General features: G+C 69.7%; 29 protein-coding genes and 1 tRNA gene. 15 read left to right on the top strand and 15 right to left on the bottom strand.

The window, feature by feature from the left end:
* The first annotated feature begins 87 nt into the window (after positions 1-87).
* Positions 88-348, top strand: coding sequence for a type II toxin-antitoxin system VapB family antitoxin (locus MKL11_RS13300; RefSeq protein WP_243944168.1), 261 nt, complete (start codon positions 88-90; stop codon positions 346-348).
* Positions 345-743, top strand: coding sequence for a type II toxin-antitoxin system VapC family toxin (locus MKL11_RS13305; RefSeq protein WP_243944170.1), 399 nt, complete (start codon positions 345-347; stop codon positions 741-743). The genes MKL11_RS13300 and MKL11_RS13305 overlap by 4 nt, the downstream gene beginning before the upstream one ends.
* Here MKL11_RS13305 and ftsY read toward each other — a convergent pair.
* Positions 740-2080 (bottom strand): signal recognition particle-docking protein FtsY, encoded by a 1341-nt coding sequence (gene ftsY, locus MKL11_RS13310; protein ID WP_243944172.1) that lies wholly within the window; start codon positions 2078-2080, stop codon positions 740-742. The genes MKL11_RS13305 and ftsY overlap by 4 nt on opposite strands.
* Positions 2081-2137: 57 nt before the next feature.
* Here ftsY and MKL11_RS13315 point away from each other — a divergent pair, with 57 nt between their 5' ends.
* Positions 2138-2812: an RluA family pseudouridine synthase gene (locus tag MKL11_RS13315; RefSeq protein WP_243944175.1), complete on the top strand. Its 675-nt coding sequence runs from the start codon at positions 2138-2140 to the stop codon at positions 2810-2812.
* 134 nt (positions 2813-2946) lie between these two features.
* Here MKL11_RS13315 and mtaB read toward each other — a convergent pair whose 3' ends face one another.
* Positions 2947-4173 (bottom strand): tRNA (N(6)-L-threonylcarbamoyladenosine(37)-C(2))-methylthiotransferase MtaB, encoded by a 1227-nt coding sequence (mtaB, locus tag MKL11_RS13320; protein WP_243944177.1) that lies wholly within the window; start codon positions 4171-4173, stop codon positions 2947-2949.
* The gene (dapF, locus tag MKL11_RS13325; protein ID WP_243944179.1) at positions 4173-5060 is read right to left on the bottom strand and encodes a diaminopimelate epimerase; all 888 of its coding nucleotides are present in this window, start codon (positions 5058-5060) and stop codon (positions 4173-4175) included. Before dapF ends, mtaB begins: the two co-directional genes overlap by 1 nt.
* A 198-nt stretch (positions 5061-5258) precedes the next feature.
* On the opposite strand from dapF, the gene MKL11_RS13330 reads away from it, so the two are divergent.
* From MKL11_RS13330 to tam, 5 genes are all read left to right on the top strand, one after another.
* A complete protein-coding gene (locus tag MKL11_RS13330) occupies positions 5259-6002 on the top strand; it encodes a GyrI-like domain-containing protein (protein WP_243944181.1) in 744 nt (247 codons plus the stop codon).
* 96 nt (positions 6003-6098) lie between these two features.
* A complete protein-coding gene (nth, locus tag MKL11_RS13335; RefSeq protein WP_243944183.1) occupies positions 6099-6860 on the top strand; it encodes an endonuclease III domain-containing protein in 762 nt (253 codons plus the stop codon).
* Positions 6861-6953: 93 nt separating this feature from the next.
* Complete coding sequence (trpS, locus tag MKL11_RS13340) at positions 6954-8018, top strand: tryptophan--tRNA ligase (RefSeq protein WP_243944185.1); 1065 nt, start codon at positions 6954-6956, stop codon at positions 8016-8018.
* Positions 8015-8734: a haloacid dehalogenase type II gene (locus tag MKL11_RS13345; protein WP_243944187.1), complete on the top strand. Its 720-nt coding sequence runs from the start codon at positions 8015-8017 to the stop codon at positions 8732-8734. Before trpS ends, MKL11_RS13345 begins: the two co-directional genes overlap by 4 nt.
* Positions 8735-8756: 22 nt before the next feature.
* A complete protein-coding gene (gene tam / locus MKL11_RS13350) occupies positions 8757-9536 on the top strand; it encodes a trans-aconitate 2-methyltransferase (RefSeq protein WP_243944197.1) in 780 nt (259 codons plus the stop codon).
* An 11-nt stretch (positions 9537-9547) separates the two neighbouring features.
* Here the strand turns inward: tam and MKL11_RS13355 are convergent, their stop codons facing one another.
* The 9 genes from MKL11_RS13355 to MKL11_RS13395 all read right to left on the bottom strand — a co-directional run bounded on the left by MKL11_RS13355 (position 9548) and on the right by MKL11_RS13395 (position 17776).
* Entirely contained in the window at positions 9548-10201 is a 654-nt protein-coding gene (locus MKL11_RS13355; RefSeq protein ID WP_243944199.1) for a pyridoxamine 5'-phosphate oxidase family protein, read from the bottom strand.
* A 171-nt stretch (positions 10202-10372) separates the two neighbouring features.
* A complete protein-coding gene (gene ilvC, locus MKL11_RS13360; RefSeq protein ID WP_092043443.1) occupies positions 10373-11392 on the bottom strand; it encodes a ketol-acid reductoisomerase in 1020 nt (339 codons plus the stop codon).
* A 36-nt stretch (positions 11393-11428) separates the two neighbouring features.
* Positions 11429-12094: a TetR/AcrR family transcriptional regulator gene (locus MKL11_RS13365; RefSeq protein WP_409565856.1), complete on the bottom strand. Its 666-nt coding sequence runs from the start codon at positions 12092-12094 to the stop codon at positions 11429-11431.
* A 76-nt stretch (positions 12095-12170) separates the two neighbouring features.
* Positions 12171-12812 (bottom strand): glutathione S-transferase family protein, encoded by a 642-nt coding sequence (locus MKL11_RS13370; RefSeq protein WP_243944202.1) that lies wholly within the window; start codon positions 12810-12812, stop codon positions 12171-12173.
* Positions 12813-12830: 18 nt separating this feature from the next.
* The gene (locus MKL11_RS13375) at positions 12831-13196 is read right to left on the bottom strand and encodes a type II toxin-antitoxin system PemK/MazF family toxin (protein ID WP_243944203.1); all 366 of its coding nucleotides are present in this window, start codon (positions 13194-13196) and stop codon (positions 12831-12833) included.
* A complete protein-coding gene (locus tag MKL11_RS13380; RefSeq protein ID WP_243944204.1) occupies positions 13180-13416 on the bottom strand; it encodes a MazF family transcriptional regulator in 237 nt (78 codons plus the stop codon). The genes MKL11_RS13375 and MKL11_RS13380 overlap by 17 nt, the downstream gene beginning before the upstream one ends.
* A gap of 47 nt (positions 13417-13463) precedes the next feature.
* Positions 13464-14006 carry an acetolactate synthase small subunit gene (gene ilvN, locus MKL11_RS13385; RefSeq protein WP_243944205.1) on the bottom strand — a complete coding sequence of 181 codons (543 nt, stop codon included), beginning with the start codon at positions 14004-14006 and terminating at the stop codon, positions 13464-13466.
* Positions 14007-14134: 128 nt separating this feature from the next.
* A complete protein-coding gene (locus MKL11_RS13390; protein WP_243944206.1) occupies positions 14135-15910 on the bottom strand; it encodes an acetolactate synthase 3 large subunit in 1776 nt (591 codons plus the stop codon).
* A 420-nt stretch (positions 15911-16330) separates the two neighbouring features.
* Complete coding sequence (locus MKL11_RS13395; protein WP_243944207.1) at positions 16331-17776, bottom strand: amidase; 1446 nt, start codon at positions 17774-17776, stop codon at positions 16331-16333.
* A 103-nt stretch (positions 17777-17879) separates the two neighbouring features.
* On the opposite strand from MKL11_RS13395, the gene MKL11_RS13400 reads away from it, so the two are divergent.
* Both MKL11_RS13400 and MKL11_RS13405 read left to right on the top strand, forming a co-directional pair.
* A complete protein-coding gene (locus tag MKL11_RS13400) occupies positions 17880-18104 on the top strand; it encodes an antitoxin MazE family protein (RefSeq protein ID WP_243944208.1) in 225 nt (74 codons plus the stop codon).
* Positions 18101-18454 carry a type II toxin-antitoxin system PemK/MazF family toxin gene (locus MKL11_RS13405; RefSeq protein WP_243944209.1) on the top strand — a complete coding sequence of 118 codons (354 nt, stop codon included), beginning with the start codon at positions 18101-18103 and terminating at the stop codon, positions 18452-18454. Before MKL11_RS13400 ends, MKL11_RS13405 begins: the two co-directional genes overlap by 4 nt.
* 29 nt (positions 18455-18483) lie before the next feature.
* On the opposite strand, the gene pyrC is transcribed toward MKL11_RS13405, so the two are convergent.
* The 3 genes from pyrC to aroQ form a co-directional block, all read right to left on the bottom strand.
* A complete protein-coding gene (gene pyrC, locus MKL11_RS13410) occupies positions 18484-19566 on the bottom strand; it encodes a dihydroorotase (RefSeq protein ID WP_243944210.1) in 1083 nt (360 codons plus the stop codon).
* Between the two features lie 13 nt (positions 19567-19579).
* The gene (locus MKL11_RS13415) at positions 19580-20281 is read right to left on the bottom strand and encodes an orotate phosphoribosyltransferase (RefSeq protein ID WP_243944215.1); all 702 of its coding nucleotides are present in this window, start codon (positions 20279-20281) and stop codon (positions 19580-19582) included.
* A 134-nt stretch (positions 20282-20415) separates the two neighbouring features.
* Entirely contained in the window at positions 20416-20868 is a 453-nt protein-coding gene (gene aroQ / locus MKL11_RS13420) for a type II 3-dehydroquinate dehydratase (RefSeq protein ID WP_243944217.1), read from the bottom strand.
* Between the two features lie 176 nt (positions 20869-21044).
* On the opposite strand from aroQ, the gene MKL11_RS13425 reads away from it, so the two are divergent.
* From MKL11_RS13425 to MKL11_RS13445, 5 genes are all read left to right on the top strand, one after another.
* The gene (locus tag MKL11_RS13425) at positions 21045-21887 is read left to right on the top strand and encodes a 3-keto-5-aminohexanoate cleavage protein (RefSeq protein ID WP_243944219.1); all 843 of its coding nucleotides are present in this window, start codon (positions 21045-21047) and stop codon (positions 21885-21887) included.
* A 45-nt stretch (positions 21888-21932) separates the two neighbouring features.
* Positions 21933-22006, top strand: a tRNA-Gly gene (locus tag MKL11_RS13430).
* Between the two features lie 122 nt (positions 22007-22128).
* Positions 22129-22416 carry an MTH1187 family thiamine-binding protein gene (locus MKL11_RS13435; RefSeq protein WP_243944222.1) on the top strand — a complete coding sequence of 96 codons (288 nt, stop codon included), beginning with the start codon at positions 22129-22131 and terminating at the stop codon, positions 22414-22416.
* A 101-nt stretch (positions 22417-22517) separates the two neighbouring features.
* Positions 22518-24827 carry an FdhF/YdeP family oxidoreductase gene (locus MKL11_RS13440; RefSeq protein WP_243944233.1) on the top strand — a complete coding sequence of 770 codons (2310 nt, stop codon included), beginning with the start codon at positions 22518-22520 and terminating at the stop codon, positions 24825-24827.
* Between the two features lie 46 nt (positions 24828-24873).
* Positions 24874-26214 (top strand): pentapeptide repeat-containing protein, encoded by a 1341-nt coding sequence (locus MKL11_RS13445; RefSeq protein WP_243944236.1) that lies wholly within the window; start codon positions 24874-24876, stop codon positions 26212-26214.

Below are 26214 nucleotides of genomic sequence, written 5' to 3' on the forward strand. Positions count from 1 at the left end.
GCGTGTCAGTTGGCTCGGATGCGGCACTCGCGCTAGGCTGGAGGCCAAGTTGGCGGTTTCGGGGCTGTGTGGAGCGCGGGGCTGACGATGTCCATCACGATCGACAACGCCGAGGTCGAGGCGCTGCTCGCCGACCTCACGGCGACCACCCACCGCGCCGCGCCGGACCTGCTGCTGGAGCTGCTCCGGCGGGAGCGGGCGCGGGTGGACGCGGATCGGGAGCGCGACCGCGCCGCCGCGATCGCGTCGGGGCGGTTGCTGCACGAGCGCTGGAAAGCCGCGGCAGAAATCGATCCGCGGCCGATCGAGCAAATCCTCGCCTACGACGAGAACGGTCTGCCAGTATGAGCGCTACGGCGGTCATCGACACGTCGATCTTCATAGCGATCCTGCTCGGAGAGGCGGACGCGACGTTTCATAGTCAGGCGATTCGGCTCTATTCGAAGCGCGTCATGGCGGCCGCGACCTATCTCGAATGCGCCATGGTGAGCAGCAAGAAAACGACAGGTCGTGCAGCCCTCGATGATTGGCTCCTCCACGAAACGATCTCCGTCGTCCCCGTAGACCACGCTCTTGCGCAGGTCGCCGCCGACGCGTTCGCTCGGTACGGCAAGGGCCGGCACCCGGCCGGTCTGAATTTCGGCGATTGCTTCGCCTACGCGCTGGCCCGGACGCTGAACGCGCCGCTGCTGTTCAAGGGCGAGGACTTCGCCCGGACCGACGTGCTTCGTATCGCTGCCTAATCTTTTTCCAGCCCCGCGATCGCCCGGGCGAAATCCCGGGCCGCGAACGGCTCCAGATCCTCCACCCCCTCGCCGACGCCGATGAAATGCACCGGCAGGCCGAACTTGGCCGCCAGCGCCACCAGGATGCCGCCCCGGGCGGTGCCGTCGAGCTTGGTCATCACGAGACCGGAGACCGGTGCGGCCTGGGAGAACAGCTCCACCTGCGAGATCGCGTTCTGGCCGACCGTCGCGTCGAGGACGAGGAGCGTCGCGTGCGGCGCCTCTGGGTCCTGCTTGCGCAGCACGCGCACGATCTTCTCCAGCTCGGCCATCAGCCCGGCCTTGTTCTGGAGCCGGCCGGCAGTGTCGATCAGCAGCACGTCCGTCCCGGCGGCCCCCGCCTGCTTCAGGGCGTCGAAGGCGAGCCCGGCCGCGTCCGCCCCCTCGCCGCCGCTCACCACCGGGGTGCCGGTGCGCGCGCCCCAGACCTTGAGCTGCTCCACCGCCGCCGCCCGGAACGTGTCGCCGGCCGCCAGCATCACGGTGCGGCCCTCCGCGCGCAGCTTCGAGGCGAGCTTGCCCAAGGTCGTCGTCTTGCCGGCGCCGTTGACCCCGACCGTGAGGATCACGAACGGCTTCTTCGTCGCGTCGATCACGAGGGGCAGCGCCACGGGCTCCAGCGCCCGCTCGACCTCGGTGGCCAGGATCGCCCGGACCTCGTCGGGCGAGATCCCCTTCTCGTAGCGGCCCTTGCCGACGGCGTCGGAGACCCGCGTCGCGGTCTCCAGGCCGAAATCGGCCTGGATCAGGGCGTCCTCCAGATCCTCCAGGGTGGTGGCGTCGAGCTTGCGCTTGGTGAACAGGCCGGTCACCCGGTCGGACAGGGCCGACGAGGTCCGCTTCATCCCGGAGGTGAGCCGGGTCCACCAGCCCTTGGCCTCCGGCTCCCGACCGGGACCGGCGCCGGCATCGTGGGCGAGCGCGGCGGCGGAATCGACCGGCTGGATGTCGGGCATCGGCGCGATTACCGGCTCCCGGTTCACGTCGCCGGTTTCGACCGGGTCGGCACCGTGCGCGGGGTCGTCCCCGGCCGTGCCGGCGGGCGGGTGCTCGGGTTCGCCCGCGATCGGCTGGAGGTCCGCGCCCTCGACCACGTCGGCGACCGGGGGCTCGGATTCCTGGGGCGGCAGCGGGATATGGGCGACGTCCTCCGCCCCGGTGGCGTAGTCCGGCTGGCCCTCGGAGGGCGAAGCCGGCGCCTCGGCGGGCAGCTCCGTCTCGTCCGCCGTCCCGTCGCCCGTGCCCTTGCGCCCGAACAGGCGCCCGAACCAGCCGGGCTTGTCCTCGCTCGCCATGAAATCGCGTCCTCGCCCCACCTTGCCCACCCAGCCTTGAGCCACTAGCCCAACCGGATGTCACTCACCTTCGACATAGGTGCCCGCCTCCTCTACCGCGATGCCCTGCTGCTCGTCATCGACAAGCCGCCCGGCCTGCCGGTCCATCCCGGCCCGCGCGGCGGCGAGACCCTGACCGACCATCTCGACGGCCTGCGGTTCGGCCTGCCGCGCCGCCCCGAGGCCGCGCACCGGCTCGACCGCGACACCTCCGGCTGCCTGGCGCTGGGGCGCCACGCCAAGGCCCTGGCCCGGCTCGGCAAGCTGTTCTCCGGCAGCGCCGTGGACAAGACCTACTGGGCGGTGGTCGAGGGCGGCCCCGACGCGGAATCCGGCCGGATCGACCTGCCGCTGGCCCGCCGCTCCGATGATCCGCGCTCCTGGTGGATGAAGGCCGACCCGGCGGGCGACCCGGCCCTGACCCATTGGCGGGTGCTCGGCCGGGCCGGCGGCCGGACCTGGCTGGAGCTGAAGCCGGTCACCGGCCGCACCCACCAGCTCCGGGTCCACTGCGCCGCCTCCGGCTGGCCGATTTTGGGAGACTCGATCTACGGCAGCGGGCCGCGGGGCGGGCATCTTCATCTGCACGCGCGGACGCTGACGATCCCGCTCTACCCGAAGCGAGAGGCGATCACCGTCGAGGCGCCGCCGCCGTCGCATATCGCGGACGCTGTTGCGGGGATGGGCGTTTAGGGAGCGACGCTGTCATTGCGAGCGCAGCGAAGCAACCCAGGGCAGCGTGCGCCTTCAGTACGTTGCGGATCCCTAGGTTGCTTCGCTGCGCTCGCAATGACGGTGCGGGTGGGAATGCCGCCGCGGGAGGAATCTCACGCAGCGATCAGCCGCGTTCCGTCATGCCCCGCGATTCCAACAGCGTGAAACGTCCCCGCCTCGGGCTCCCCGGCCAGCCGCACGGGGGTGAAATCCGCGCTTCGGCCGGTACCGCCCCGCTCCGCCAGGACCGTCAGCCTGCGTCCGACCTGCGCGTCGAGGTGCCGGTGCAGGGCGTCGGCGCCGGCCGCGCGCAGGCGGACGGCGCGGTCGCGGATCGAATCTTGTGCCACCGGGGGCATACGCGCGGCAGGGGTTCCGGGGCGGGAGGAGTACGGGAACACGTGCAGATGCGTCAGCCCGCATTCGGCCACGAGGTCGAGGGAGCGGGAGAACTGGTCCTCGGTCTCGGTGGGGAAGCCGGCGATCAGGTCGGCGCCGAACACCACGTCCGGGCGCAAGGCTCGGACCGTCTCGCAGAAGCGGATCGCGTCGGCGCGGCTGTGACGGCGCTTCATCCGCTTGAGGATCAGGTCGTCGCCGGCCTGGAGGGACAGGTGCAGATGCGGCATCAGCCGCTCTTCCTCGGCCAGAGCCGCCAGCAGCGCGTCGTCCGCCTCCACCGAGTCGATCGAGGAGATGCGCAGGCGCGCGAGATCCGGCACGCCCCGCAGGATCGCCCGCACCAGGCCCCCGAGGGCGAGCGGCGGCTCGGGCAGGTCGCGGCCATAGGCCGTGAGGTCGACGCCCGTGAGCACCACCTCGCGGCCGCCATGGGCCACGATCGTCTCGACCTGCGCGATGACATCGGCGACCGGCACCGAGCGCGAGGTGCCGCGGCCGAACGGGATGATGCAGAAGGTGCAGCGATGGTCGCAGCCGTTCTGCACCGGCACGAACGCCCGCGTGTGGCCCGCGACGGAATCGATCCGCGTCGGCGCGACGGTGCGGGCCTCCATCACGGCCCCCGGGCCGGTGCCGGCGGGTGACCAGCCCGCGGCGCTCAGCTTCTCGGCGTTGCCGACGAGGCGCGCCACCTCGGGCATGGCCGCGTAGGCCTCGGTCTCGACCTCGGCGCCGCAGCCGGTGACCACGATCTCGGTGCCGGGCCGCTCCCGGGCGATCCGGCGGATCGCCTTGCGGGCCTGGCGGCCGGCTTCCTGGGTCACCGCGCAGGTATTCACCACCACCCGGTCGCGCCCGTCCGCCGCCGCGTGGACGCGCAGGGCCTCCGACTCGACCGTGTTGAGGCGGCACCCGAAGGTGAGGGTCTCGACGGCCATCAGGCGGCGCCGGCGAACAGCTCCGGCGCCAGCGTGCCTTCGGCGACGAGCGCGACCGGGCCGGTCATCAGGACATGGTCGTCGGCACGCCATTCCACGAACAGCTCGCCCCCGGGCAGCCGGACGTTGGCCTGGCGGCCGATCATCCGCAGGCGCGAGGCCGCCACCACGGTGGCGCAGGCGGCGGTGCCGCAGGCGAGCGTCAGCCCGGCGCCGCGCTCCCAGACCCGCAGGGTGATCGCCTCACGGTCGGTCACCTGCGCGATCGAGATGTTGGCCCGCTCCGGGAACAGCGGATGGTTCTCCAGCATCGGCCCGATCCGGGCGAGATCGTAGGAAGCGGGATCCCGGTCCACGAAGAACACCGCGTGCGGGTTGCCCATGTTCACGGCCCCCGGCGAGTGCAGGATCGGTTCGTCGATCGGGCCGATCTGCAGTTCGATCCGCCGCGTGTCGGGGAACGGCTCGGACAGGGGGATCTCGTCCCAGGCGAGTCTTGGCCGGCCCATATCGACCGTGAAGGCGCGCTCCGAGATCCGGCGCACGCCGACCCGCCCGGCGCTCGTCTCCAGGACCAGGCGGCCGCCTTCGGCGGGCCGGGCCATGGCCGGGTCGTCGAGCATCGCGTAGGCGACGCAGCGGGTGCCGTTGCCGCAGGCTCCGGCTTCCGAGCCGTCGGTGTTGTAGATCCGCATGAACGCGTCGGTGCCGGGGCTCACGGGATCGTGCAGCACCATGAGCTGATCGAAGCGCGAGCCGGGATCCTGCGCGATCGCCCGGGCCTCCTCCGGCCGCACCCTGGCCGCCGAGCCGCGCAGGTCCAGCACCACGATCGCGTTGCCGGCGCCGTGCATCTTCAGGAAGCGTCTATGGGCGAGTGCGCTCATGCAGCCAGAGGGGTTGAGGGGATCGGCAAGCTATATGGCAAACCCGCCCGCCGGACGCGAGGGGGGCCGGCGGCGTGGCAGATGCGCCGCACCCGCGCCTCTCGTCAGCGGTGCCCTCGCGGCCCGGCCGGATCGCCATTAGGTTAGCCGGTGGGAGCCCACGCGACGATCCGCCGGGACCCGACCGGAGCGCCACCCGTGATCCGCCTTCGTTCCCTCGTCGCCCTCTCCACCGCCCTGGTGCTCGCCGCAGGTGGTCCCCTGGCCGCGCAGCAGCAGCCGGCACCGCCCCCCTCCACCGCGCCGGCTCCGGCCCAGACCAGCCCGCTGCCGACCACCACGGCCCCCAACCCGGTGGCCGACCCGACCCGGAGCGCGGCCCCGGCGCCCGAGCAGGCGATCACCCCGCCCCCCGCCGGCCAGGCCGCCGTCGGCACGCCCGGGCGCCCGACGCTCATCGAGAAGCCCGGCGAGCCCGGCGACGTCGACGAGGTGACGCTGCCGGCCAAGCCCGCCGCGATCATCACGGGCAAGACCAAGTGGGAGGAGGCAATCGTCAACCTGACGCAGGCCTTCGCCCGGATCGAGGCGGATCTCGGCAAGCTCGGCATCGCGCCCGCGGGCCGGCCGCTGGCGGTGTTCACCCGCACCGACGATGACGGCTTCGAGTTCGAGGCGATGATCCCGGTGGCCGCCGCCCCGAACCCGGCGCCCGCGGAAGCCGATGGCCTGCGCTTCGGCACGACCCCGTCGGGCAAGGCGCTGCGGTTCGCCCACAAGGGATCCTACGAGTCGATCGACGGCACCTACGAGACCCTGACGGCCTATCTCGACGCCAAGGACATCGTCGTGCAGGACCGCTTCGTCGAAGAGTACGCCACCGACCTCAAGGACGGCACCGACGACAATCTCGACGTGAACATTTTTGCCCTGGTGAAGTAACCACCGCCGGAGCAAGCTCCGCTCCGCAGGGATGGACAGATCGCCGCTGTCTTCGGCCGCCCGGAACAGCGGCGGCGGCTCGCGGATTCGCCTTGCATGCCGACCTCCCTGTTCCCGACCACGTCCGCACCGCCGTCGCGCCGCCGGGCCGCCCCGTCACCGGCCGATCCGGCGATCAACGACAAGGCGCTGGCCGTCCACGCCCGGCTCTCCCCGGTCTATGCCTGCCCGATCCCGTACTTCCACAGCCTCGATCCGCTGAGCGAGCTGGTCTCGTCGCTGCTCTCGCACCGGACCCGCAACGCCGAGTCCGGCCGGGCCTTCAAGGCCCTGCGCGCCCGCTTCCCGGATTGGGAGGCGGTGATCGATGCGGCGGTGCCGGAGATCCAGGCGGCGATCGCCGGCGTGACCTGGCCGGAGCTGAAGGCGCCGCGCATCCGCGAGGTGCTCCTCGCCGTGCGCGAGCGCTGCGGCAGCCTCGACCTGGCCTTCCTGGGCGCCATGGACGTCGCGGCGGCCCGGGCGTGGCTGGAGGCGATTCCCGGGATCGGCCCCAAGACCAGCGCGGCGGTGCTCTCCTTCTCGACCCTGCGGATGCCGGCCCTGCCGGTGGACAGCCACCACCACCGGGTCGCCCAGCGCCTCGGCCTGATCGGAGCCCGGATCGATGTCGGGCCCTCGCACGCGATCCTGCGGGCGCAGCTGCCGGCCGATTGGAGCGCGCAGGACCTCTACGACAATCACGAGATCCTGATGCTGCACGGCCAGCAGGTCTGCCATCATCGCCGCCCCGCCTGCGGCCGCTGTGTCCTGGTCGATCTCTGCCCGAGCGCGGCCGCGGGTGCGCGGGAGCCGTAAGGGCATCCTTGACCGGTCCCGGCCACGGGTGCGAGTAACCCCGCGCCCGGCAGGCACGCAGCCCCGGCTATGTACTGCTCAGGATCGGCGCCGATGGCCGCGTTCACCGAATTGGTCTTCTCGGGCGTCCAGCCCACCGGCAACCTGCATCTGGGCAATTACCTCGGGGCGGTGAAGCGCTTCGTGGAGATGCAGGAGCGCGACGCGCAGTGTCTGTACTGCGTGGTCGACCTGCACGCGATCACCGTCTGGCAGGACCCGGAGGCCCTGCGCGGCCAGATCCGCGAGGTCACGGCCGCGTTCCTGGCCGCCGGCATCGATCCCAAGCGTGCGATCGTGTTCAACCAGAGCCAGGTGTCCCAGCACGCCGAGCTCGCCTGGGTGTTCAACTGCGTCGCGCGGCTGGGCTGGCTGAACCGCATGACCCAGTTCAAGGAGAAGGCCGGCAAGGACCGGGAGAACGCCTCGATCGGGCTCTACGATTACCCGGTGCTGATGGCGGCCGACATCCTGGCCTACCGGGCCACCCACGTCCCCGTGGGCGAGGACCAGAAGCAGCACCTCGAACTCACCCGGGACATCGCCCAGAAGTTCAACACCGACTTCTCGGGCTCGATCGCGGCGCACGGCCACGGCGAGGCGTTCTTCCCGCTGACCGAGCCGCTGATCGGCGGCCCGGCGGCCCGGGTCATGTCGCTTCGGGACGGGTCCAAAAAAATGTCGAAGTCGGATCCCTCCGACAACGCCCGCATCAACCTCACCGACGAGGCCGACACCATCGCCCAGAAGATCCGGCGGGCGAAGACCGACTCGGAGCCGCTGCCCTCCGAGCTCGCGGGGCTCAAGGAGCGGCCGGAGGCGGATAACCTCGTCGGGATCTACGCGGCGCTCGCCGGCATCACCCGCGAGGCGGTGCTGCGCGATTTCGGCGGGGCGCAGTTCTCAACCTTCAAGCCGGCGCTGGCGGACCTCGCCGTGACGAACCTCGCGCCGATCGCCGGGGAGATGCGCCGGCTGACCGCCGATCCCGGCCATATCGACGCCGTGCTGGCCGACGGCGCCGTGCGGGCCGAGACGATCGCGGCCCAGACGCTGGACGCGGTCAAGGACATCGTCGGCTTCGTGCGCCGCAGCCCGAACCTGCAGGCGGTGCGGTGACGATCCGGGCTCTCGTCTTCGACGTCTTCGGGACGCTCGTCGATTGGCGCTCCGGGGTGGCCCGCGAGGCCGCGCGCCTGCTCGCCCCCTACGCGCCGGCGCCGGATGCCGGCGCCTTCGCGGACGCAGAGTCTTTCGCTGATACCTGGCGCGGCCGCTACAACCCCTCGATGGAGACCGTCCGCTCCGGCGCACGGCCCTACGTCGATCTCGACACGCTTCAGGCGGAATCGCTGCCCGACGTGCTGGCGCAGTTCGGCATCGCAGGCGTGCCGGAGGACGTGCGGCGGGAGCTGGTCCAGGCTTGGCACCGGCTCGACGCCTGGCCGGAGGTTCCGGAGGCGATGCGCCGGCTGCGGGCGCGGCATCTCCTCGCGCCCAACTCCAACGGCCCTGTCCGGCTGATGGCGGACCTCGCCCGGCGCAACGGCTTCATCTTCGACGCGATCCTGGGTGCCGGCTATTCCCGCGACTACAAGCCGAAGCCCGCGCTCTACCACGACGCGGTGGCGGCCTTCGGCTTCACTGCGGAAGAAACCCTGATGGTCGCCGCCCACTCGAACGACCTCGCGGCTGCGGCGAGCCACGGCCTGTCCACCGCCCACATCGCCCGGCCGCACGAGCACGGACCGGCCGGCGGCGAGACCGGGCCGACGGTGCCGGTCACCTACGCGGCACGGGATCTGGCCGATCTGGCCGACCAGCTCGGCTGCTGAGAGCTATCTCTAGGAGGGTGCCATGGCCGACTGGAACCCCACCCTCTACACCCGCTTCGAGGACGAGCGGACGCGCCCGGCCGCCGAACTGCTCGCCCGCGTTAGCCTCGACGCGCCACGATTGGTCTACGATCTCGGCTGCGGCCCCGGCAACTCCACCGCGCTGATCGCGGCGCGGTACCCCGACGCGGCGGTGATCGGCCTCGACACCTCCCCGGCCATGCTGGAGAGCGCGCGAGCCCGCCTGCCCGGTCTCGCTTTCGCACAGGCCGACGCCGCGACCTGGGTTCCGGAACGGGCGCCGGACCTGATCTACGCCAACGCGGTCCTGCAATGGCTGCCCGACCACGCGACTCTGCTGCCGCGGCTGTTCGGACTGCTCGCGTCGGGCGGCGTGCTCGCCGTGCAGATGCCCGACAACCTCGCCGAACCCTCGCACCGCCTGATGCGAGAGGTCGCCGCGTCCGGCCCCTGGGCCGGAGCGATCGGCGATCCGGCTGTGGCCGGGCGTCTCGGGCGGATGCTGGATCCGGGCGGCTATTACGACCTGCTGGCGCCGCTGGCCGCCGCGGTCGATGTCTGGCGCACCGCCTATCATCACCCGATGCAGGATGCCGCCGCCATCGTGGCCTGGGTCACCGCCACTGGGCTGCGCCCATTCCTGGATCCGCTGAACCCCGACCAGACGGCCGGGTTCCTGGCCGCCTACGAGGCCGCGATCGACACCGGCTACCCGCGCCGCAGCGACGGACGGCGCCTGCTCGCCTTTCCGCGGGTGTTCATCATGGCCAAGGCCCCGTAGGCGGGCGCGGCTCAGGCCTCGCCGCGGGCGACCAAGGCCTCGTATTCGGCCACTTCCAGCTTGCCTTCGCGGGCGACCCGGGCCTTGTCGGCGTCGCTGATCACGTCGCCGGCGAGGTCGAGGCGCTTCCAGGAGGCGAGCGGGGTCTCGCGGCCGGGGGTCGGGACGTACTTGTTTTGCTCGAGCTTCTGGTACTTGTGGATGTAGCGCGGGCAGTTGACCCAGATCTTCTTCACAGCGACCTTCACCAGGTACTTGGCCTCGGTGTATTCCGCCATGAGGGCGTCGTCGCGCAGCAGCGTCGCGTGGCCCTGCACCCGGATCCGGTGCGGTGTCTCGAAGTCGATGAACAGCAGGCCGACCTTGGCCTGACCCGCGATATTGCCCATCGAGTAGAACATGCCGTTGCCGTCGAAGCCCGGGAACACCAGGGTGTTCTCGTCGAGCACCTTCACGAAGCCGGTGGGGCCGCCCTTGTAGGAGACCGTCGGCATGCCGTCCGGGTCGACGGTCGACAGGAAGAACATGTCGCGGGAGCCGATGAAGGCGCCCTCCTCCGGCTGGATGCGCTCGTGGACCCAGTCCTCGTCGAGGCGCACCGCGAGCTTGGTGGTGCCGAACTCCGTCTGCAGCGCCCGGTGCGCGTCGGAATAGAGCGATGCCATGCGTGTCCTCTCCACTTGCCGGTCCTCGTGCAGGCGGGACCGCTGCGGCCTGTATCGCCGGGAATGCCCGAGGTCGGCAACCGGCAATAGAAAAGGCCGGCCTCGCTTTCGCGTGACCGGCCCCTTCCCCACCACACGGCCGAGCAAAGCTCAGCCGCAAGATCGAAAGAATCAGTTGCGGGTCTTGTCGACCAGCGCCTTCTCGGAGATCCACGGCATCATGGCGCGGAGCTTGGTGCCGACTTCCTCGATCGGGTGGGTGGCGAGCTTGGCGCGGGTCGCCTTGAACGAGGTCTGGTTGACCTTGTTCTCCAGCATCCAGTTGCGGGTGAAGGTGCCCGACTGGATGTCGTTGAGCACGCGCTTCATCTCGGCCTTGGTCTCGGGGGTGACGATGCGCGGGCCGGTGACGTACTCGCCGTACTCGGCCGTATTGGAGATCGAGTAGTTCATGTTGGCGATGCCGCCCTCGTAGATGAGGTCGACGATCAGCTTCACCTCGTGCAGGCACTCGAAATAGGCCATCTCGGGGGCGTAGCCCGCCTCGACCAGGGTCTCGAAGCCGGCCTTGATCAGCTCGACCAGGCCGCCGCAGAGCACGGCCTGCTCGCCGAACAGGTCGGTCTCGCACTCTTCCTTGAAGGTCGTCTCGATGATGCCGGCGCGGCCGCCGCCATTGGCCGAGGCGTAGGACAGGCCGAGATCGTGGGCGTTGCCTGAGGCGTCCTGGGCGATGGCGATCAGGGTCGGCACGCCGCCGCCGCGCAGGTACTCGGAGCGCACGGTGTGGCCGGGGCCCTTCGGGGCGACCATCAGGACGTCGAGATCCTTGCGCGGCTCGATCAGGTTGAAGTGGACGTTGAGGCCGTGGGCGAACAGGAGGGCGGCGCCCTCCTTCATGTTCGTCTCCAGCGACTCCCGGTAGATGTCGCCCTGCAACTCGTCCGGGGTGAGCATCATCACCACGTCGGCCCACTTGGCGGCCTCGGCCACCGACAGGACCTTGAAGCCCTCGTGCTCGGCCTTCTTGGCGGTGGCGGAGCCCTCGCGGAGCGCGATGACGATGTCCTTCACGCCGGAATCGCGCAGGTTGAGCGCGTGGGCATGGCCCTGGCTGCCGTAGCCGACGATGGCGACCTTCTTGCCCTTGATCAGGTTCAGGTCGGCGTCGCGATCGTAATAAACCCGCATGTCAGTCTCCTCTTCAGGTGTTGGTTTCGGGTTGGGTTAGGCGTTCGCCTGGCCGTACAGGGCCAGGAACTGGTCTACGGCGCGGCCCGCATCGCGCCGGATCTCGTCCGCATCGAGGTCGAGCGCCTCGCCGAGCAGGAGTCGGATCTGAATATCCCGGCCGACAAGGCCGAAGAAGGTCCGGAAGGCCGCCTCGCTGTCGGCGAAGGCGAGCAGCCCGGCCGCGCGCCCTGCCTCCAGCACCGGCTTGACCCGCTCGCCGATGGCGAACCGGCCGTTCGCGAGCACGATGCCGCCGAGATTGCTCTTGCGCGAGCCGGCATGGGCCACGGCGATCCGGTTCAGCGCCACCGAGGTGCGGCTGGTGATCACCGTCAGCCACGAGACCGCGAAGTCCTGCAGATGCTCCCGCAGGGTGGTCCCGTCGAGGGCCTGTACCGTTTCGCGGCCGGCATGAACCCGGGAGGCCTGCCACTGCACCGTCGCGGTGAGCAGGCCGTCGCGGTCGCCATACCACTTGTACAGCGTCTCCTTGGAGCAGCTCGCCCGGCGGGCCACGGCGTCCATGGTCAGCTGCTCGCCCCCCTCGACCATGAGGGCGAGGACGGCATCGAGCACCGCCTGCTGGCGCATGGATGGCGGCTCCGGCGCAGCGGCGCCCGCCTCCGTCGTCTCCTGCCGTGCTGCGAGGCTCGACCGCATCGTTTCCAGTACCGTACCGTACGGTACGCTCGATAGAGCGATTCGCCGGGCGCCGCAAGGGCCCGTCGCGATCCGCTCAGGCCGGCAGCGTCAGCCCCTCGCGGGCGAACACCGCCTGCACCGCCGGCCGCTCGGCGACCCGGCGGGCATGGGCGTGCCAGGCCGGGAAGCGCTCGGCCATGTCGAAGCGCAGCGACGCGCCCGAGGCCCAGACCCAGAACACCATCAGGTAGGCATCGACCACGCCGTACCGGTCCCCGACCGCCCAGCCGCCGTTCGAGAGATGCACCTCGGTCATGGTGCAGAGATCGCCGTAGGTGTCGGCGGCCTTGTCGCGGATGCCGGGGAAGGCGTCCTCGTCCGCCGTGTAGCGCTCGGGCCGGCGCACATGCGCGTAGGCGACGTGGTGGTTGGCGGCCAGCCAGCCGAGCCACTCGTCGGCCCTGGCCTGCTCGCGCAGGTCGGTTGGCCAGAAGCCCTTCTCGGGCACGGTGCGGGCGACGTGGCGCAGGATCGCGGCGCATTCGGTCAGGACCCAGCCGTCCTCGACCAGGGCCGGCACCCGGCCGCGCTCGTTGATCGCGAGATATTCCGGAGCGCGCTGGTCCCCCGCCGCGAGGTTGAGCCTGACGCCCTCGAACGGCAGCCCGGATTCCTCCAGGATGATGTGGGCGGCGAGCGAGCAGGCGCCGGGGGCGTAGTAGAGGGTGCGTGCCAAAGGATCCGTATCCTTGTTTCAGGAAGGCGGGTTGAACCCGAGGAGGTTCGCGAGCTTCTGGAGGACGGCATCGAGGGTTTCGACCGGAACACCGTCGATGCGGCGAAAGCCGCGTGCCGCGCGATCGACGTTCCGGATCTGGTCGGTCAGGATCGCACCGGAGATCGCGAGCCCCTGCGGGAGGATGACTTTCGTCGGCCAGGGGTCGATGTTGCGCGTCACGGGGCAGACGATGGCGGTTGCGCTCCGCGCATGGAAATCGCGGCTCGTCAGAACGAGCGCGGGTCGAACGCCGGATTGTTCACGCCCTAGGGTCGGCCGGAGATCGACCCAGACGAGATCCCCAGCTTCCGGGAGGTCGCGGACGTCACGTCCAGTCGTCATGGATGATCTCAGCGCCGACGTCCGGTCCCCAATCCACGATGGGGGGACGGTAGGCCGGCCCGAGCCGATCCATCTCGGCGATCATGTCCTGCAGCGTCTCTTTTCGCCGCCGCGGCAGGATTTCGACGGTCTGGCCGTCCGCCAGACCGTGGCGATCGCCTTCGCCCGCAGGGATCCGGATCACGAATTCATCGCCAGCGCGCGTGAGCTTGGCTTCCATGAGAGCTTCTCCCACTCTCCGGACATTATAGCTCAATCGGCCACTTCCTACAGCGGCTCCGATCCGCGCCCCATGGCGCTGATGCCGGTGCGGCAGATCTCCACCAGCCCGATCACGCTCATCAGGCGCACGAACCGGTCGATCTCCTCGGTGGCGCCGGTCAGCTCGAACACGAAGGAATTGAGGGTGGCGTCCAGCGTCTTGGCGCCGAAGGCGGCGGCGAGTCGCAGGGCCTCGCTGCGGTGCTCGCCCTCGCCCTTGACCTTCACCAGGCAGATCTCGCGCTCGAGCGCGTTGCCCTGGAGCGTCAGGTCCACGACCCGGTGGACCGGCACCAGCCGGTCGAGCTGCGCCTTGATCTGCTCGATCACGGCGTTCGTACCGGTGGTCACGATGGTGATGCGCGAGATGTGGCGCGCCTCCTCGGTCTCGGAGACGGTCAGGCTCTCGATGTTGTAGCCCCGGCCGGAGAACATCCCGGAGATGCGGGCGAGCACGCCGGGCTCGTTGTCCACGATCACGGCGAGCGTGTGCCGGTTCACCGGCTCGACGCGGACGGCATCGGGATAGTGGGTGTTCATCGCGTTCATCGCCGGCTTCGTCCTCGTCCAGTCCTGCTCGTGGCGGCAATCCGAGCGCGCCTTGCGCGAGGCAAGCGCGACTGCGCGCCGCCGCCCATGCGGCGGGCAGCGGCCCCGAAGGGCCGCCACCCAGCAACCTACACCAGCATCTTGCCTTCCTCGGAGATCACGTCGCCGAGCTCGACGCCGGTCTCGCCGAGGTAATCGGACAGGAGCATCTCGTTATGCGCCTTGCCCGAGGGGATCATCGGGAAGCAGTTCTCGGTCTTGTCGACGATGCAGTCGAACAGAACCGGCCCATCATAGGCGAGCATCTCCGCGATGGCGCCGTCGAGGTCGCCCGGCTTCTCGCAGCGCATGCCCTTGGCGCCGTAGGCCTCCGCGAGCTTCACGAAGTCCGGCAGGCTCTCGGAATAGCTCTGCGAGTAGCGCGAGCCGTGCAGCAGCTCTTGCCACTGCCGGACCATGCCCATGTACTCGTTGTTCAGGATGAACACCTTGACCGGCAGCCGGTACTGAACCGCCGTCGAGAGCTCCTGCATGTTCATCAGGATCGAGGCCTCGCCGGCGATGTCGATCACCAGCCCCTTGGGGTGGGCGAGCTGCGTGCCGATCGCCGCCGGCAGGCCGTAGCCCATCGTGCCGAGGCCGCCCGACGTCATCCAGCGGTTCGGCTCGTCGTACTTGAAGTACTGCGCCGCCCACATCTGGTGCTGGCCGACCTCCGTGGTGATGTAGGTCTCGCGGTCCTTGCAGGCCTCGTAGAGGCGCTGCACGGCGTATTGCGGCTTGATGATCGTCCCCGACGGCCAGTAGGCGAGGCAGTCGCGGGCCTTCCAGGCGCCGATCTTCTGGAACCACGGGTCGAGGTTGGACTTCTCGGGCCGCGACGGCAGGGCGCGCCACGCCTCCAGCATGTCGGCCAGCACCGAGGCGCAATCGCCCACGATCCCGACATCGACCTTGACCACCTTATTGATCGAGGAGGCGTCGACGTCGATGTGGATCTTCTTGGAGAACGGCGAGAACGCGTCGAGCCGGCCGGTGATCCGGTCGTCGAACCGGGCGCCGACGCAGATCATGACGTCGCACTCGTGCATCGCCAGGTTGGCCTCGTAGGTCCCGTGCATGCCGAGCATGCCCAGGAACTTCGCATCCGTGCCCGGATAGGCGCCGAGCCCCATCAGGGTCGAGGTGACCGGGAAGCCGGTCTCGGCGACCAGCTCGCGCAGGAGTCGCGAGGCCTCCGGGCCGGAATTGATCACGCCGCCGCCGGTGTAGAAGACCGGCCGGCGGGCGGTCGCCATCAGCTCGACCGCGGCGCGGATCCGGTCGCCGTCGCCCTTCACCGCAGGGCGGTAGGTCTTGTGGCTCGCGATCTCCGGGCGCTCGTAGAGGCCGGAGGCGAACTGGATGTCCTTGGGCAGGTCGACCACGACCGGGCCGGGCCGGCCGTTGGCCGCGACGTAGAACGCCTCGTGCAGGATCCGCGGCAGGTCCTCGATCGATTTGACCAGGTAATTGTGCTTCGTGCAGTGGCGCGTGATGCCGACCGTGTCGCATTCCTGGAAGGCGTCGGTGCCGATCAGATGCGTCGGCACCTGCCCGGTGATGCAGACCAGCGGGATCGAGTCGAGCAGCGCGTCGGTGAGGCCAGTGACGATGTTGGTGGCACCCGGCCCGGAGGTGACCAGGACGCAGCCGACCTTGCCGGACGAGCGCGCATAGCCCTCGGCCGCGTGGACCGCGCCCTGCTCGTGGCGCACGAGGATGTGCTTCACCGCATTCTGGTGGAACAGGGCGTCGTAGATCGGAAGTACGGCACCGCCCGGATAGCCGAACAGCGTGTCCACGCCCTGATCCTGGAATGCCCGGATGACCATTTCGGCCCCGGTCATGACCTCGCCGCCCATGCTCTCCTCCTCCGCTCCCCGGATCGTCGGCGGCGGTCGTGTGCCGCCGGACGGACCGGTTCCTATCGTCCTGCACCTTCGTCACGCGAGGCGGCCTCCGCCTCGCTCGAAAGTACTGTCGCCGTCGGTCTCTCGAACGCGTGGATCTCGTTGGTCGTGATGCGTCACCGGGCAGCGGGCAATAAAAAAGGGCCCCGAGGGACCCTGCATGCGCCACCGCTCGGATTGCAGCCCTGATCTAGGGCCGCCCCGTCGGTGACGCTTCCGCTACAATAAGAACCGCGTTCATCGGATATCCGAGCCTGCTCCGCGGCGCTCGACGAATCCGGGATCGGATTCAGGCCATTCGCGCGTGAAGTGTAGAGCCTCATACCGGAGCCCCGAGGGCCGGTCAACGCGTTCTTCGAGGAACGGGCGCGCTCAGTGCAGGGGCGGCGGCCGGCGGCGGACCCAGTTGCTCGCGGCGTCGTAGGCGGCGCCGAGCTGAAGACAGGCGAGTTCGCCGTGGTTGCGGGCGACGATCTGGATGCCGGTCGGCAGGCCGGCCTCCCCGAAGCCCGCCGGGACATCGAGGGCCGGCAGGCCGGACATGGTCACCGGGACCACAATCTGCATCCACCGGTGGTAGGTATCCATCGGGCGGCCGCCGACCTGTTCGGGCCAGCGCAGGCCCTTGTCGAACGGGAGGACCTGCGCGCTCGGCATGACCAGGTAATCGTAGTTGTCCATGAAGCGGCGCAGGGTCTCGTACCAGCGGCTGCGATTCTCCAGGGCGGCGGTGAGCCGGTCGACGGTGAGTTCGAGGCCGCGCTCGGCCTCCCAGATTGCCTCGGGCTTCATCTGCGCCCGGTGGGCGGGCACGTCGTAGAGCGGCCGGAGCACCGGCGCGACCATCAGGGCCCGCAGGGTCAGGAAGTCGCGCCAGAGCTGCTCCATGTCGAACCGGGGCGCGGCCTCCTCGACCACGCAGCCGATCTCCGCGAAGGTGGCGAGCGCGGCGCGGCCGAGTTCGAGCACGCCGGGATCGAACGGGATCTGGCCGTCGAAATCCCCGAGCCAGGCGATCCGGGTCCCGCGGAAATCCCGGGCCAGGGGGGCGGCGAAGGCCGACGGGTCCTGGCGGATCGTGTTCGGGCAGCGCGGATCGTAGCCCGCCTGGACCGAGAGCATCAGGCCGATATCGGCCGGGCTGCGCCCGACCGCGCCGAGCACCGACAGGCTGGGGCTGAACACGTCCTTGGTCTCGACCGGGATCCGGCCCCAGCTCGGGCGCAGGCCGTAACAGTTGTTGAAGGCCGGCGGGTTGCGCAGCGAGCCGCCGAAATCGCTGCCATCGGCCACCGGCTGCAGCTTCAGGGCCACCGCCACCGCCGCACCGCCGCTCGATCCGCCGGCGCTCTTCTCCGGATCGTAGGCGTTGCCGGTGGCGCCGTAGACCGGGTTGAAGCTGTGCGAACCCAGCCCGAATTCGGGGATGTTGGTCTTGCCGATGAAGATCGCCCCGGCGGCGCGCAGCCGGGCAACCATGATCGTGTCGGTTTGCGCGATCCGGTCCGCGAAGATCGGCGATCCTTGCGTGAACGGCAGCCCGCGCACCGCATCGAGATCCTTCACCGCGAGCGGGAAGCCGTGCAGCGGCCCGACCGCTTCGCCACGGGCGAGCGCGGCGTCCCGCACCTCGGCTTCGTGGAGAAGCGTCGCGTCGTCCTGGAGCGCCACGATGGCGTTGTAACGCGGATTCAGCCGGTGGATCCGCTCGAGATAGGCGCGCATCACCTCGGCGCAGGAGACGATCCGGCCGCGGATGGCCGCCGCGAGATCCACGGCGCCGAGCGCGGTGATGCCGTCCTGTCGCTCATCCTGCATGGTCAGGTCTCCAGATCGGTAGTTGGCTTACATAATGTCTGCGCGTTGGAAAACCGTCAGTTTTCGCGTAGGTTACATGTCACCTCCAGGGAGCGCGCGAGTCGTGCCGATTCTCTCAAACTCCGCATCCACACGCATCAAGGTGCGCAATTATCGTGCGCGACTCCGCGCTGAGGGGCTGAGACCCATCCAGATCTGGGTTCCTGACGTCAGGACACTGGCTTTCAAGGCCGAGGCGCACCGCCAATCGCTCGCGATTGCCGATAATGCCGGAGACGGTGAAGATCAGACTTTCATCGATGCCGTCTCCGCCTTGAATGACGAATGAGACGCGGGGAAATCTGGACCGTTTCGGGTGGAAGAACCTACGCTGGGAAACCGCGCCCGACCGTCATCATCCAGGACGATAGCTTCGATGCGACGGATTCCATCACGATCTGTGCTTTCACGTCGAACACGCAGGACGCGCCGCTTTTTCGGATTCCGATCCAGCCGTCCGAGCGAAACGGATTGCGCACGCCATCGTGCCTTATGGTCGACAAGATCACGACAGTTCCGAAGACCAAGATGGGCGGCCTTATCGGACGGCTCGACGACGAGGACATGTTGCAGATGAACCGAGCGATCCTCGTCTTTCTCGGCTTGGCAGCGCCTCTGAAACAAAACCGGCGGCCCTGAGTGCGGTCAACGCAGCCCGTTTTCCCTGCCTACGGAGTCACCGCCCACGGCAGCGTCTCATCCCCCCGGAACACCACCACGGCCGTGTCCTCCACGGCCACCGCCTCGGCGACGCGGCTGTCCCGGCGCTCCAACGTCACGGTCGCAGCATTCGGCTCCAGGCCATGGAACCGCGCGCCGTTGAGCGACGCGAAGGCCTCGAACCGGTCGAGCGCGCCCTCCTCGTCGAAGACCTGCACGTAGGTCTGCAGCGCGGTCGGGCCGCAGAACACGCCGGCGCAGCCGCAGGAGGCCTCCTTGGCGCCGCGGACATGCGGGGCGGTGTCGGTGCCGAGGAAGAAGCAGGCCTCGCCCGAGGTCGCGGCCGCACGCAGGGCCAGGCGGTGACGCTCGCGCTTGGCCACCGGCAGGCAGTAGAGGTGCGGGCGCAGGCCGCCCTGGAAGATGTGGGTGCGGTTGATGACGAGGTGGTGGGGCGTGATCGTCGCCGCCACGCGGGTTCGGTTCTCCCGCACCACGTCGAGGATCTCGGCCGTGGTGGCGTGCTCGACGGTGACCTTGAGGCCCTGGTGCCGGGCGAGCAGCGGGATCAGGCTGCCCTCCATGAAGGCGGCCTCGCGGTCGAAGATGTCGATCGCCGGGTCGGTCGCCTCGCCGTGGATCAGCAGCGGCATGCCGATCCGCTCCATCCGCTCCAGAACGGGCGCGATCCCGATCAGGTCGGTGACGCCGGCGTGGGAGTTCGTCGTCGCACCGGCCGGGTAGAGCTTGGCTGCGATCCAGACGTTTTCCGCAAACCCGCGCTCGATCTCGTCCGGATCGGTATCGTCCCGCAGGTAGCAGGTCATCAGCGGCGTGAAGTCGACGCCCTCCGGCAGCGCGGCCAGGATCCGCTCGCGATAGGCGCGGGCGGCCGCCACCGTGGTCACCGGCGGCACCAGGTTCGGCATGATGATGCCCCGGGCGAACTGCGCCGCCGTGTAGGGCAGCACCGCCTTCAGCATCGCGCCGTCGCGCAGGTGGATGTGCCAGTCGTCCGGCCGGCGGATCGTGATCCGGTCGACCGGCTTCGACGCCTGGCGCTCGGTGGGGAACAGGTCGGCAACGCCCATCGCGGAATACTCCTCAGCCCTGACCGAAGGACGAGATGCCGCCATGGGCCGCGGACCACGCGGCCGGCGCGTCGAGGAAGCTTTCGACTTCGGCCAGCGTCTTCGGGTCGAAGGTGCCCATCTCCTTGGCCACCGCCAGCACGTCCCGCCACGTGGTGAGGGCGTGGAGCTTGATGCCGATCTCCTGCATCAGCGCCGCGCTGTCCGGGAAGATGTCGTAGTAGAACAGCACGAAGCAGTGATCGACCTGGGCGCCGGCGTCGCGCAGCGCCTTGACGAAATTGACCTTGCTGCGCCCGTCCGTGGCCAGATCCTCGACCAGCAGCGTCCGGGCGCCCTCGACGATCTCGCCCTCGATCTGGGCGTTGCGGCCGAAGCCCTTGGGCTTCTTGCGGATGTACTGCATCGGCAGCATCAGCCGGTCGGCGATCCAGGCGGCGAACGGGATGCCGGCGGTCTCGCCGCCCGCGATGTGGGTCAGCTGCTCGTAGCCGATCTCGCGCACGATCGTGGCGGTGGCGAAATCCATCAGCGTCGCGCGCAGGCGTGGATACGAGATGATCTTGCGGCTGTCGGTGTAGACCGGGCTGGCCCAGCCGGAGGTGAACTTGAACGGCTCGTCCTTGTAGAAGAGGACGGCCCCGATCTCGAGGAACATCTTGGCCGCCTCGCGGGCGATGACGGCCCGGTCGAGGGGCAGGAAGGGGCTGGTCATGCGGCGTGCGCGCTCCGCTGGGGGCACTCTCCGCCGGGGAACGGTCCAGAGTGCGCGAGGATAGGGAAGGCCTGACCGGTCTCCTCCGCCGTGTCTCCGCCAGCGTCAACCCTGAAGCGGTCGCTATCCGCCGCTCAGGCCGCGCCGGCCCTGGCCCGAAGCTCCGCCAGATGCCGGATCGCCAGGGCGTACCCGTGCGTGCCGAAGCCGGCCAGCACCGCGGTCGCGGCCAGCGAGACGTAGGAATGATGGCGAAACGCCTCGCGCCGGTGGACGTTCGAGATGTGGCACTCGATCACCGGCACCTCGCAGGTGTTGAGCGCGTCGAGGATCGCCACGGAGGTGTGGGTGTAGGCGCCGGCATTGATCACGATGCCGGCGGATTCGACCCGGAAGGCGTGGATCGCGTCGATCAGCGCATGCTCGGCATTGCTCTGGCGGAAATCCACATTGAGCCCGAAGCCGGCGGCGGTCTCGCGGCACAAAGCCTCGACATCGGCGAGCGTCTCGCGCCCGTAGATTTCCGGCTGCCGCTTGCCGAGCAGGTTCAGGTTCGGCCCGTTCAGGACCAGGACAGTGTCGATCATCGCGTTCCTCGCCGCCCGAGAGGTGCGGCAAGCTGCGGTTCGACACAAGCCCGGCCTGTCACCGGCGCCGAGATGTCCCGCTTCACGCCCCGCCCGCCCCGCCCGAGCGGTTCAGTTCCGCTGCGCGCGGCGCTATCCCGGGGGCCTGCAAGGTGGAATGTGAGGGAGGATACGCGATGGCAGGATCCCGAAGCGAGGCGCCCGTGGTGATCGCGGTGGCGATCACCGGCTCGGTGCCGCGCAAAAAAGACAATCCGGCCGTGCCGGTCACCGTGGCCGAGCAGATCGAATCGACGCAGCAAGCCTTCGAGGCCGGCGCGACGCTCGCCCATATCCACGTGCGCAACGACGACGAATCCCCCTCCTCGGACCCCGAAAAATTCGCCGCCGTGCAGGAGGGGCTGCGCAAGCACTGTCCCGGGATGATCGTGCAGTTCTCGACCGGCGGGCGCGGACGCGATCCCGCCGCTCGGGGGCTTTCGCTCAAGCACCGGCCCGACATGGCCTCGCTCTCCACCGGCTCGGTGAACTTCCCGACCATCGTGTACGAGAACGGTGCCGGCCTCGTGACCGACCTCGCGGGCCAGATGAAGCAGTATGGCGTGCGGCCCGAGATCGAGATCTTCGACCTGTCGCACCTGCACGGGGCGAAGCGGCTGATCGAGGCGGGCCTGATCGACGCGCGCCCGCACGTGCAGTTCGTGATGGGCGTCCAGAATGCGATGCCGGCCGAGGAGCACCTGCTCGACATTCTGCTCGCCGAGACGCTGCGGATCCTGCCCGAGGCGACCTGGACCGCCGCCGGGATCGGCCGCAACCAGGCCATCGTGATGGACTGGGCGCTCGCCCGCGGCGCCGACGCGGTCCGCACCGGCCTGGAGGACAACATCCGGGTGACGAAGGACCGGCTGGCGGCGAGCAACGCCGAGCTGGTCGGCCTCGCCGCCGACGCGGTCCGCCGCCACGGCCGCCGCGTCGCCAGCCCGGCCGAAGCGCGGGCCGCACTGGGACTGGCCTGAGACCGTCTTCTCACGGGCCAGGCGGCGTGCTAACGCTCCGGCCGCGCGGGTGTAGCTCAATGGTAGAGCAGCAGCCTTCCAAGCTGAATACCCGGGTTCGATTCCCGGTACCCGCTCCACGCCTGCGCCAGAGCAGCTCGGTCAAGCGCCGCATCGCCCGCCCGGTCAGGCGTCCTCCATCCAGTTCGAGTCCCGCGCCCTGCCGGATCCGGCGCGCCCGGGCTCCTTGGGAAGCATCGCCATGAAGGTATCCGCCGATCTGTGCATCGTCCCGATGGGCGTCGGCCCGTCGGTCTCGCCCTACGTGCGCGAGATCAAGGCGATCATCGAGGCGAGCGGCCTGACCGCGACGATGCATCCCAACGGCACCAACATCGACGCCGAACTGTCGGAGGTCTGCGCCCTGGCCGAACGCTGCGAGGCCCGGCTCGCCGAGCTCGGCGTCGAGCGGACCTTCTTCACGCTGATCTTCTCGACCCGCCGGGACAAGCAGCAGTCCATGGCCGACAAGCTCGCCGCCGTCTCCTGAGGGCCGCCCCTCGGGGCGCCGCGGTGACGCGCCCGTGATCCGACCCGCATCCTCGTGCGTTCCCCGTGGTCCGGTCATGTTTGTGCCGGGAGGAGGACGGCATGACCGAGCAGAACACCGGCGACGTGCGGATCGAACCCTATGACAGCCCGGCGGGCGGCTGGGGCTCGGCCCGCTCGCTGGTCGAGATCCTGACTCGCGAGGGCGTCCCGGTCACCGGCTCGGCGATGCTGCTGAAGCAGAACAAGCCGGACGGGTTCATGTGCGTCTCGTGCGCCTGGGCGAAGCCGGCCAAGCCGCTCGCCTTCGAGTATTGCGAGAACGGCGCCAAGGCCACCGCCTGGGAACAGACCCGCCGGCGGGCGACCCCGGACTTCTTCGCCGCCCACACCGTCACCGAGCTGCTCGGCTGGAGCGACTACGCGCTTGAGGAGCAGGGCCGCCTCACCCATCCCATGCGCTACGATCCCGAGACCGACCGGTACCGGCCTGTCTGCTGGGCCGAGGCGTTCGCCGAGATCGGGCGGGAGCTGAAGGCCCTGCGCGAAGCTGACCCGAAATCGACGGTGTTCTACGCCTCCGGCCGGGCCTCGCTGGAGACGAGCTACATGTGGGCGCTTCTCGCGCGCCTCTACGGCAACAACAACCTGCCGGATTCCTCGAACATGTGCCACGAGCCGACCTCGGTGGCGCTGCCGCAATCGATCGGCGCGCCGGTCGGCACGGTGCTGCTGGAGGATTTCGAGACCACCGACCTGATCTTCTTCTTCGGCCAAAATGTCGGCTCGAACGCACCGCGGATGCTCCATCCGCTCCAGGAGGCGCGGCGCCGGGGCGCGCAGATCATCACCTTCAACCCGCTGCGCGAGCGCGGGCTCGAACGCTTCACCAACCCGCAATCGCCGGTGGAGATGCTGACGCGCTCGGCGACCAAGATCTCGACGCAGTACCACCAGGTGAAGGCCGGCGGCGACCTCGCGGCGCTCACCGGCCTGTGCAAGATCCTGCTCGCCATGGACCGGGAGGCCAAGGCTTCCGGCCGCCCCGCCATCCTCGACCACGCCTTCATCGCCGAACACACTCACGGCTTCGAGGATTTCGTGGCGTTCTGCGATCGCGCGGATTGGGCGGCGATCGAGCGGCGCTCCGGCCTCACCCGCCCGGCCCTCGAAGCGGCCGCCGCGACCTACGCCCGCGCCAAGGCGGTGATCGGCATCTACGGGATGGGCCTGACCCAGCACCGCAAGGGCACCGAGACCGTGCGGATGCTGGTGAACCTCCTGCTGCTGCGCGGCAATATCGGCAAGCCCGGCGCCGGGATCTGCCCGGTGCGCGGCCATTCGAACGTCCAGGGCCAGCGCACGGTCGGCATCACCGAGAAGCCGGAACTGGCGCCCCTCGACAAGCTCAAGGAACTCTACGGCTTCGAGCCGCCGCGGGAGAAGGGCCTGAACACGGTCGAGACCTGCGAGGGCATCCTGGACGGGAGCGTCCGCGCGTTCGTCAGCCTCGGCGGTAATTTCCTGCGCGCGATCCCCGATACCGGACGGATGGAGCCGGCCTGGCGCGGCCAGCGTCTGACCGTGCAGATCTCGACCAAGCTCAACCGCTCCCATCTGGTCAACGGGACTGTCGCCTACATCCTGCCGTGTCTCGGCCGGATCGAGATCGATCAGCAGGCTAGCGGCCCGCAGGCGGTCTCGATGGAGGATTCCACCGCGCGGTTCCACGGCTCCCGGGGCGTGACCGATCCGGTCGGCCCCGAGGTGCGCTCCGAGCCCTGGATCGTGGCCGAGATCGCCAAGGCGGCGCTTCCGCACAACCCGCGGGTCGACTGGGATGCCTGGGTCGCCGATTACGCCCGGGTGCGCGACGCGATCGAGGCGACCTACCCGAAGGTGTTCCACGACCTGAACGGGCAGATGTTCCGGCCCGGCGGGATCACAAAGCCGCTCGGCGCCCGCGACCGGAAGTGGGAGACCGACACCGGCAAGGCGAACTTTTCCGTGCCCGAGTGGTTGGAGGCCGATCCCGACCTGCCGGCGCGCGGCCCGGAGGTGCTCGACCTGATCACCCTGCGGTCGAACGACCAGTTCAACACCACGGTCTACGGCTACGACGACCGCTTCCGCGGGGTGAAGGGCACGCGCGAGATCCTGTTCATGAACCGGGCGGACATCACCCGGCTGGGGCTCAAGGATGGCGGCTCGGTCGATGTCGAGGCGGTGGCCGGCGATCAGGTCGCGCGGCGGGTCGGCGGCCTGCGGGTGATCGCCTACGACATCCCGCAGGGGAATTGTGGCGGCTACTACCCGGAGCTGAACGTCCTGCTGCCGCTCTGGCATCACGACGAGCAGTCGAAGACGCCGGCCGCCAAGGCCATCTCCGTGCGGGTAACGGCCTCGACCTGAGCAGAGGGATCTGGCGCGCCGCCGTTCTCTCCGGCAAAGAGCCAGGATGGATCAGGTCACACCCCGAGACGTGGAGCCGCGCCTGCGCGGACTCTTGGACCTGATCGCAGCCGGCACGCCCGTCTGCGAGCCGGGCCTCGACCTCGCGCATGTGGACGCCAGCGGCACGGCCCTCGTCACGGTGGCGCTGGCCGATGCCGAATCCGGCGGCCTTCCGCTCTCGGGGGCGGACCTGTCCCGCGCCCGGATGGAAGAGGCCGACCTGTCCGGGGCGAATCTGCGCCGGGCGAGCCTCACCGGGGCGGTCGGGCGCTCGACCCGGTTCGTCGCCGCGATCCTGGAGGAGGCCGACCTGTCCGAGGCGGACATGTCGGGCGCGGATTTCACCGGCATCGTCGCGGGTCAGGTCAAGTTCGCCGCGGCCATGCTGGAGGATGCGCGCTTCGGGCAGGCCGCGATGCGCTTCGCGGACCTGTCGGGCGCACTTCTGGACGGGGCGAACTTCGCCGAAGCCGACCTCTGGGGCGCGGATTTCTCCGGCGCCGACGCGGACGATACCGTGTTCCGCGACGCGCGTCTCGACGAGGCCAAGCTCGCCGACGCCAACCTGACCCATGCCGATTTCGAGGGCGCCAGCCTGACCAAGGCGTCGCTGGCGGGCTCGCGCCTGCGCGGCGCCAAGTTCACCGGGGCGAAGCTCGACGGCGCCGACCTGTCCGGCGCCGACCTCTCGGACACCGACCTCGTCCGGCTCAACCTCGCCACCTGCCGGTTGCGGCATGCCCGCTTCGCCGGCGCCTGGCTCAACGGCACCCGGATGAGCGTCGAGCAGCTCGGCGGCGCCGTCGGCGAGGAGGTCGCGGGATCCTATGAGCTGGCGCAGGCGAGCTACCTCGCCCTGGAGCAGAACTGGAAGAGCATCGGAAGCCACGATGCGGCGAGCTGGGCCTACAAGCGCGGCCGCCGGATGGGCCGCTTCCATGCCGGGCGGCAGGCCCGCGAGGCCTGGGTCGAGCGCGACGGGGCCGGGATCCTGCGCCACGGCTACCGCTGGACCGCCGACCGCTTCGTCGAGTGGCTGTGCGATTACGGCGAGAGCCTGTCGCGCATCGCCCGGGCCTTCGCGCTCCTGATCGTGGTGTTCGCCGGGCTCTACGGGCTCACCGGCGGCCTGATCGTGCTGGAGGGCCCGGAGGCGGGGCCGACCTACAACCCGCTCGACCTGATGAGCTACAGCGCGCTCAACATGATGACCGCCAACCCGCCGGAGATCGGCCTCAAGCCGACCGGGCGGGTCACCAACCTGCTGGTCGGCCTGGAGGGCGCGGTCGGCATCATCCTGATGGGTCTCTACGGCTTCGTGCTGGGCAACCGCCTGCGCCGGTGA

The sequence above is a fragment of the Methylobacterium sp. J-077 genome, assembly GCF_022829365.1.
Taxonomy (GTDB): domain Bacteria; phylum Pseudomonadota; class Alphaproteobacteria; order Rhizobiales; family Beijerinckiaceae; genus Methylobacterium.

Coding starts and splice junctions, on each gene's coding strand:
- MKL11_RS13405 (WP_243944209.1), top strand. CDS start 18,101: ATGAGACGCGGGGAAATCTGGACCGTTTCGGGTGGAAGAACCTACGCT.
- MKL11_RS13395 (WP_243944207.1), bottom strand. CDS start 17,776: ATGCAGGATGAGCGACAGGACGGCATCACCGCGCTCGGCGCCGTGGAT.
- MKL11_RS13380 (WP_243944204.1), bottom strand. CDS start 13,416: ATGGAAGCCAAGCTCACGCGCGCTGGCGATGAATTCGTGATCCGGATC.
- MKL11_RS13390 (WP_243944206.1), bottom strand. CDS start 15,910: ATGGGCGGCGAGGTCATGACCGGGGCCGAAATGGTCATCCGGGCATTC.
- dapF (WP_243944179.1), bottom strand. CDS start 5,060: ATGAGCGCACTCGCCCATAGACGCTTCCTGAAGATGCACGGCGCCGGC.
- MKL11_RS13415 (WP_243944215.1), bottom strand. CDS start 20,281: ATGACCAGCCCCTTCCTGCCCCTCGACCGGGCCGTCATCGCCCGCGAG.
- MKL11_RS13355 (WP_243944199.1), bottom strand. CDS start 10,201: ATGGCATCGCTCTATTCCGACGCGCACCGGGCGCTGCAGACGGAGTTC.
- mtaB (WP_243944177.1), bottom strand. CDS start 4,173: ATGGCCGTCGAGACCCTCACCTTCGGGTGCCGCCTCAACACGGTCGAG.
- tam (WP_243944197.1), top strand. CDS start 8,757: ATGGCCGACTGGAACCCCACCCTCTACACCCGCTTCGAGGACGAGCGG.
- aroQ (WP_243944217.1), bottom strand. CDS start 20,868: ATGATCGACACTGTCCTGGTCCTGAACGGGCCGAACCTGAACCTGCTC.
- MKL11_RS13315 (WP_243944175.1), top strand. CDS start 2,138: ATGTCACTCACCTTCGACATAGGTGCCCGCCTCCTCTACCGCGATGCC.
- trpS (WP_243944185.1), top strand. CDS start 6,954: ATGGCCGCGTTCACCGAATTGGTCTTCTCGGGCGTCCAGCCCACCGGC.
- pyrC (WP_243944210.1), bottom strand. CDS start 19,566: ATGGGCGTTGCCGACCTGTTCCCCACCGAGCGCCAGGCGTCGAAGCCG.
- MKL11_RS13440 (WP_243944233.1), top strand. CDS start 22,518: ATGACCGAGCAGAACACCGGCGACGTGCGGATCGAACCCTATGACAGC.
- MKL11_RS13300 (WP_243944168.1), top strand. CDS start 88: ATGTCCATCACGATCGACAACGCCGAGGTCGAGGCGCTGCTCGCCGAC.
- MKL11_RS13305 (WP_243944170.1), top strand. CDS start 345: ATGAGCGCTACGGCGGTCATCGACACGTCGATCTTCATAGCGATCCTG.
- MKL11_RS13365 (WP_409565856.1), bottom strand. CDS start 12,094: ATGCGGTCGAGCCTCGCAGCACGGCAGGAGACGACGGAGGCGGGCGCC.
- nth (WP_243944183.1), top strand. CDS start 6,099: ATGCCGACCTCCCTGTTCCCGACCACGTCCGCACCGCCGTCGCGCCGC.
- MKL11_RS13435 (WP_243944222.1), top strand. CDS start 22,129: ATGAAGGTATCCGCCGATCTGTGCATCGTCCCGATGGGCGTCGGCCCG.
- MKL11_RS13375 (WP_243944203.1), bottom strand. CDS start 13,196: ATGACGACTGGACGTGACGTCCGCGACCTCCCGGAAGCTGGGGATCTC.
- ftsY (WP_243944172.1), bottom strand. CDS start 2,080: ATGGCGAGCGAGGACAAGCCCGGCTGGTTCGGGCGCCTGTTCGGGCGC.
- MKL11_RS13445 (WP_243944236.1), top strand. CDS start 24,874: ATGGATCAGGTCACACCCCGAGACGTGGAGCCGCGCCTGCGCGGACTC.
- MKL11_RS13425 (WP_243944219.1), top strand. CDS start 21,045: ATGGCAGGATCCCGAAGCGAGGCGCCCGTGGTGATCGCGGTGGCGATC.
- ilvC (WP_092043443.1), bottom strand. CDS start 11,392: ATGCGGGTTTATTACGATCGCGACGCCGACCTGAACCTGATCAAGGGC.
- ilvN (WP_243944205.1), bottom strand. CDS start 14,006: ATGAACGCGATGAACACCCACTATCCCGATGCCGTCCGCGTCGAGCCG.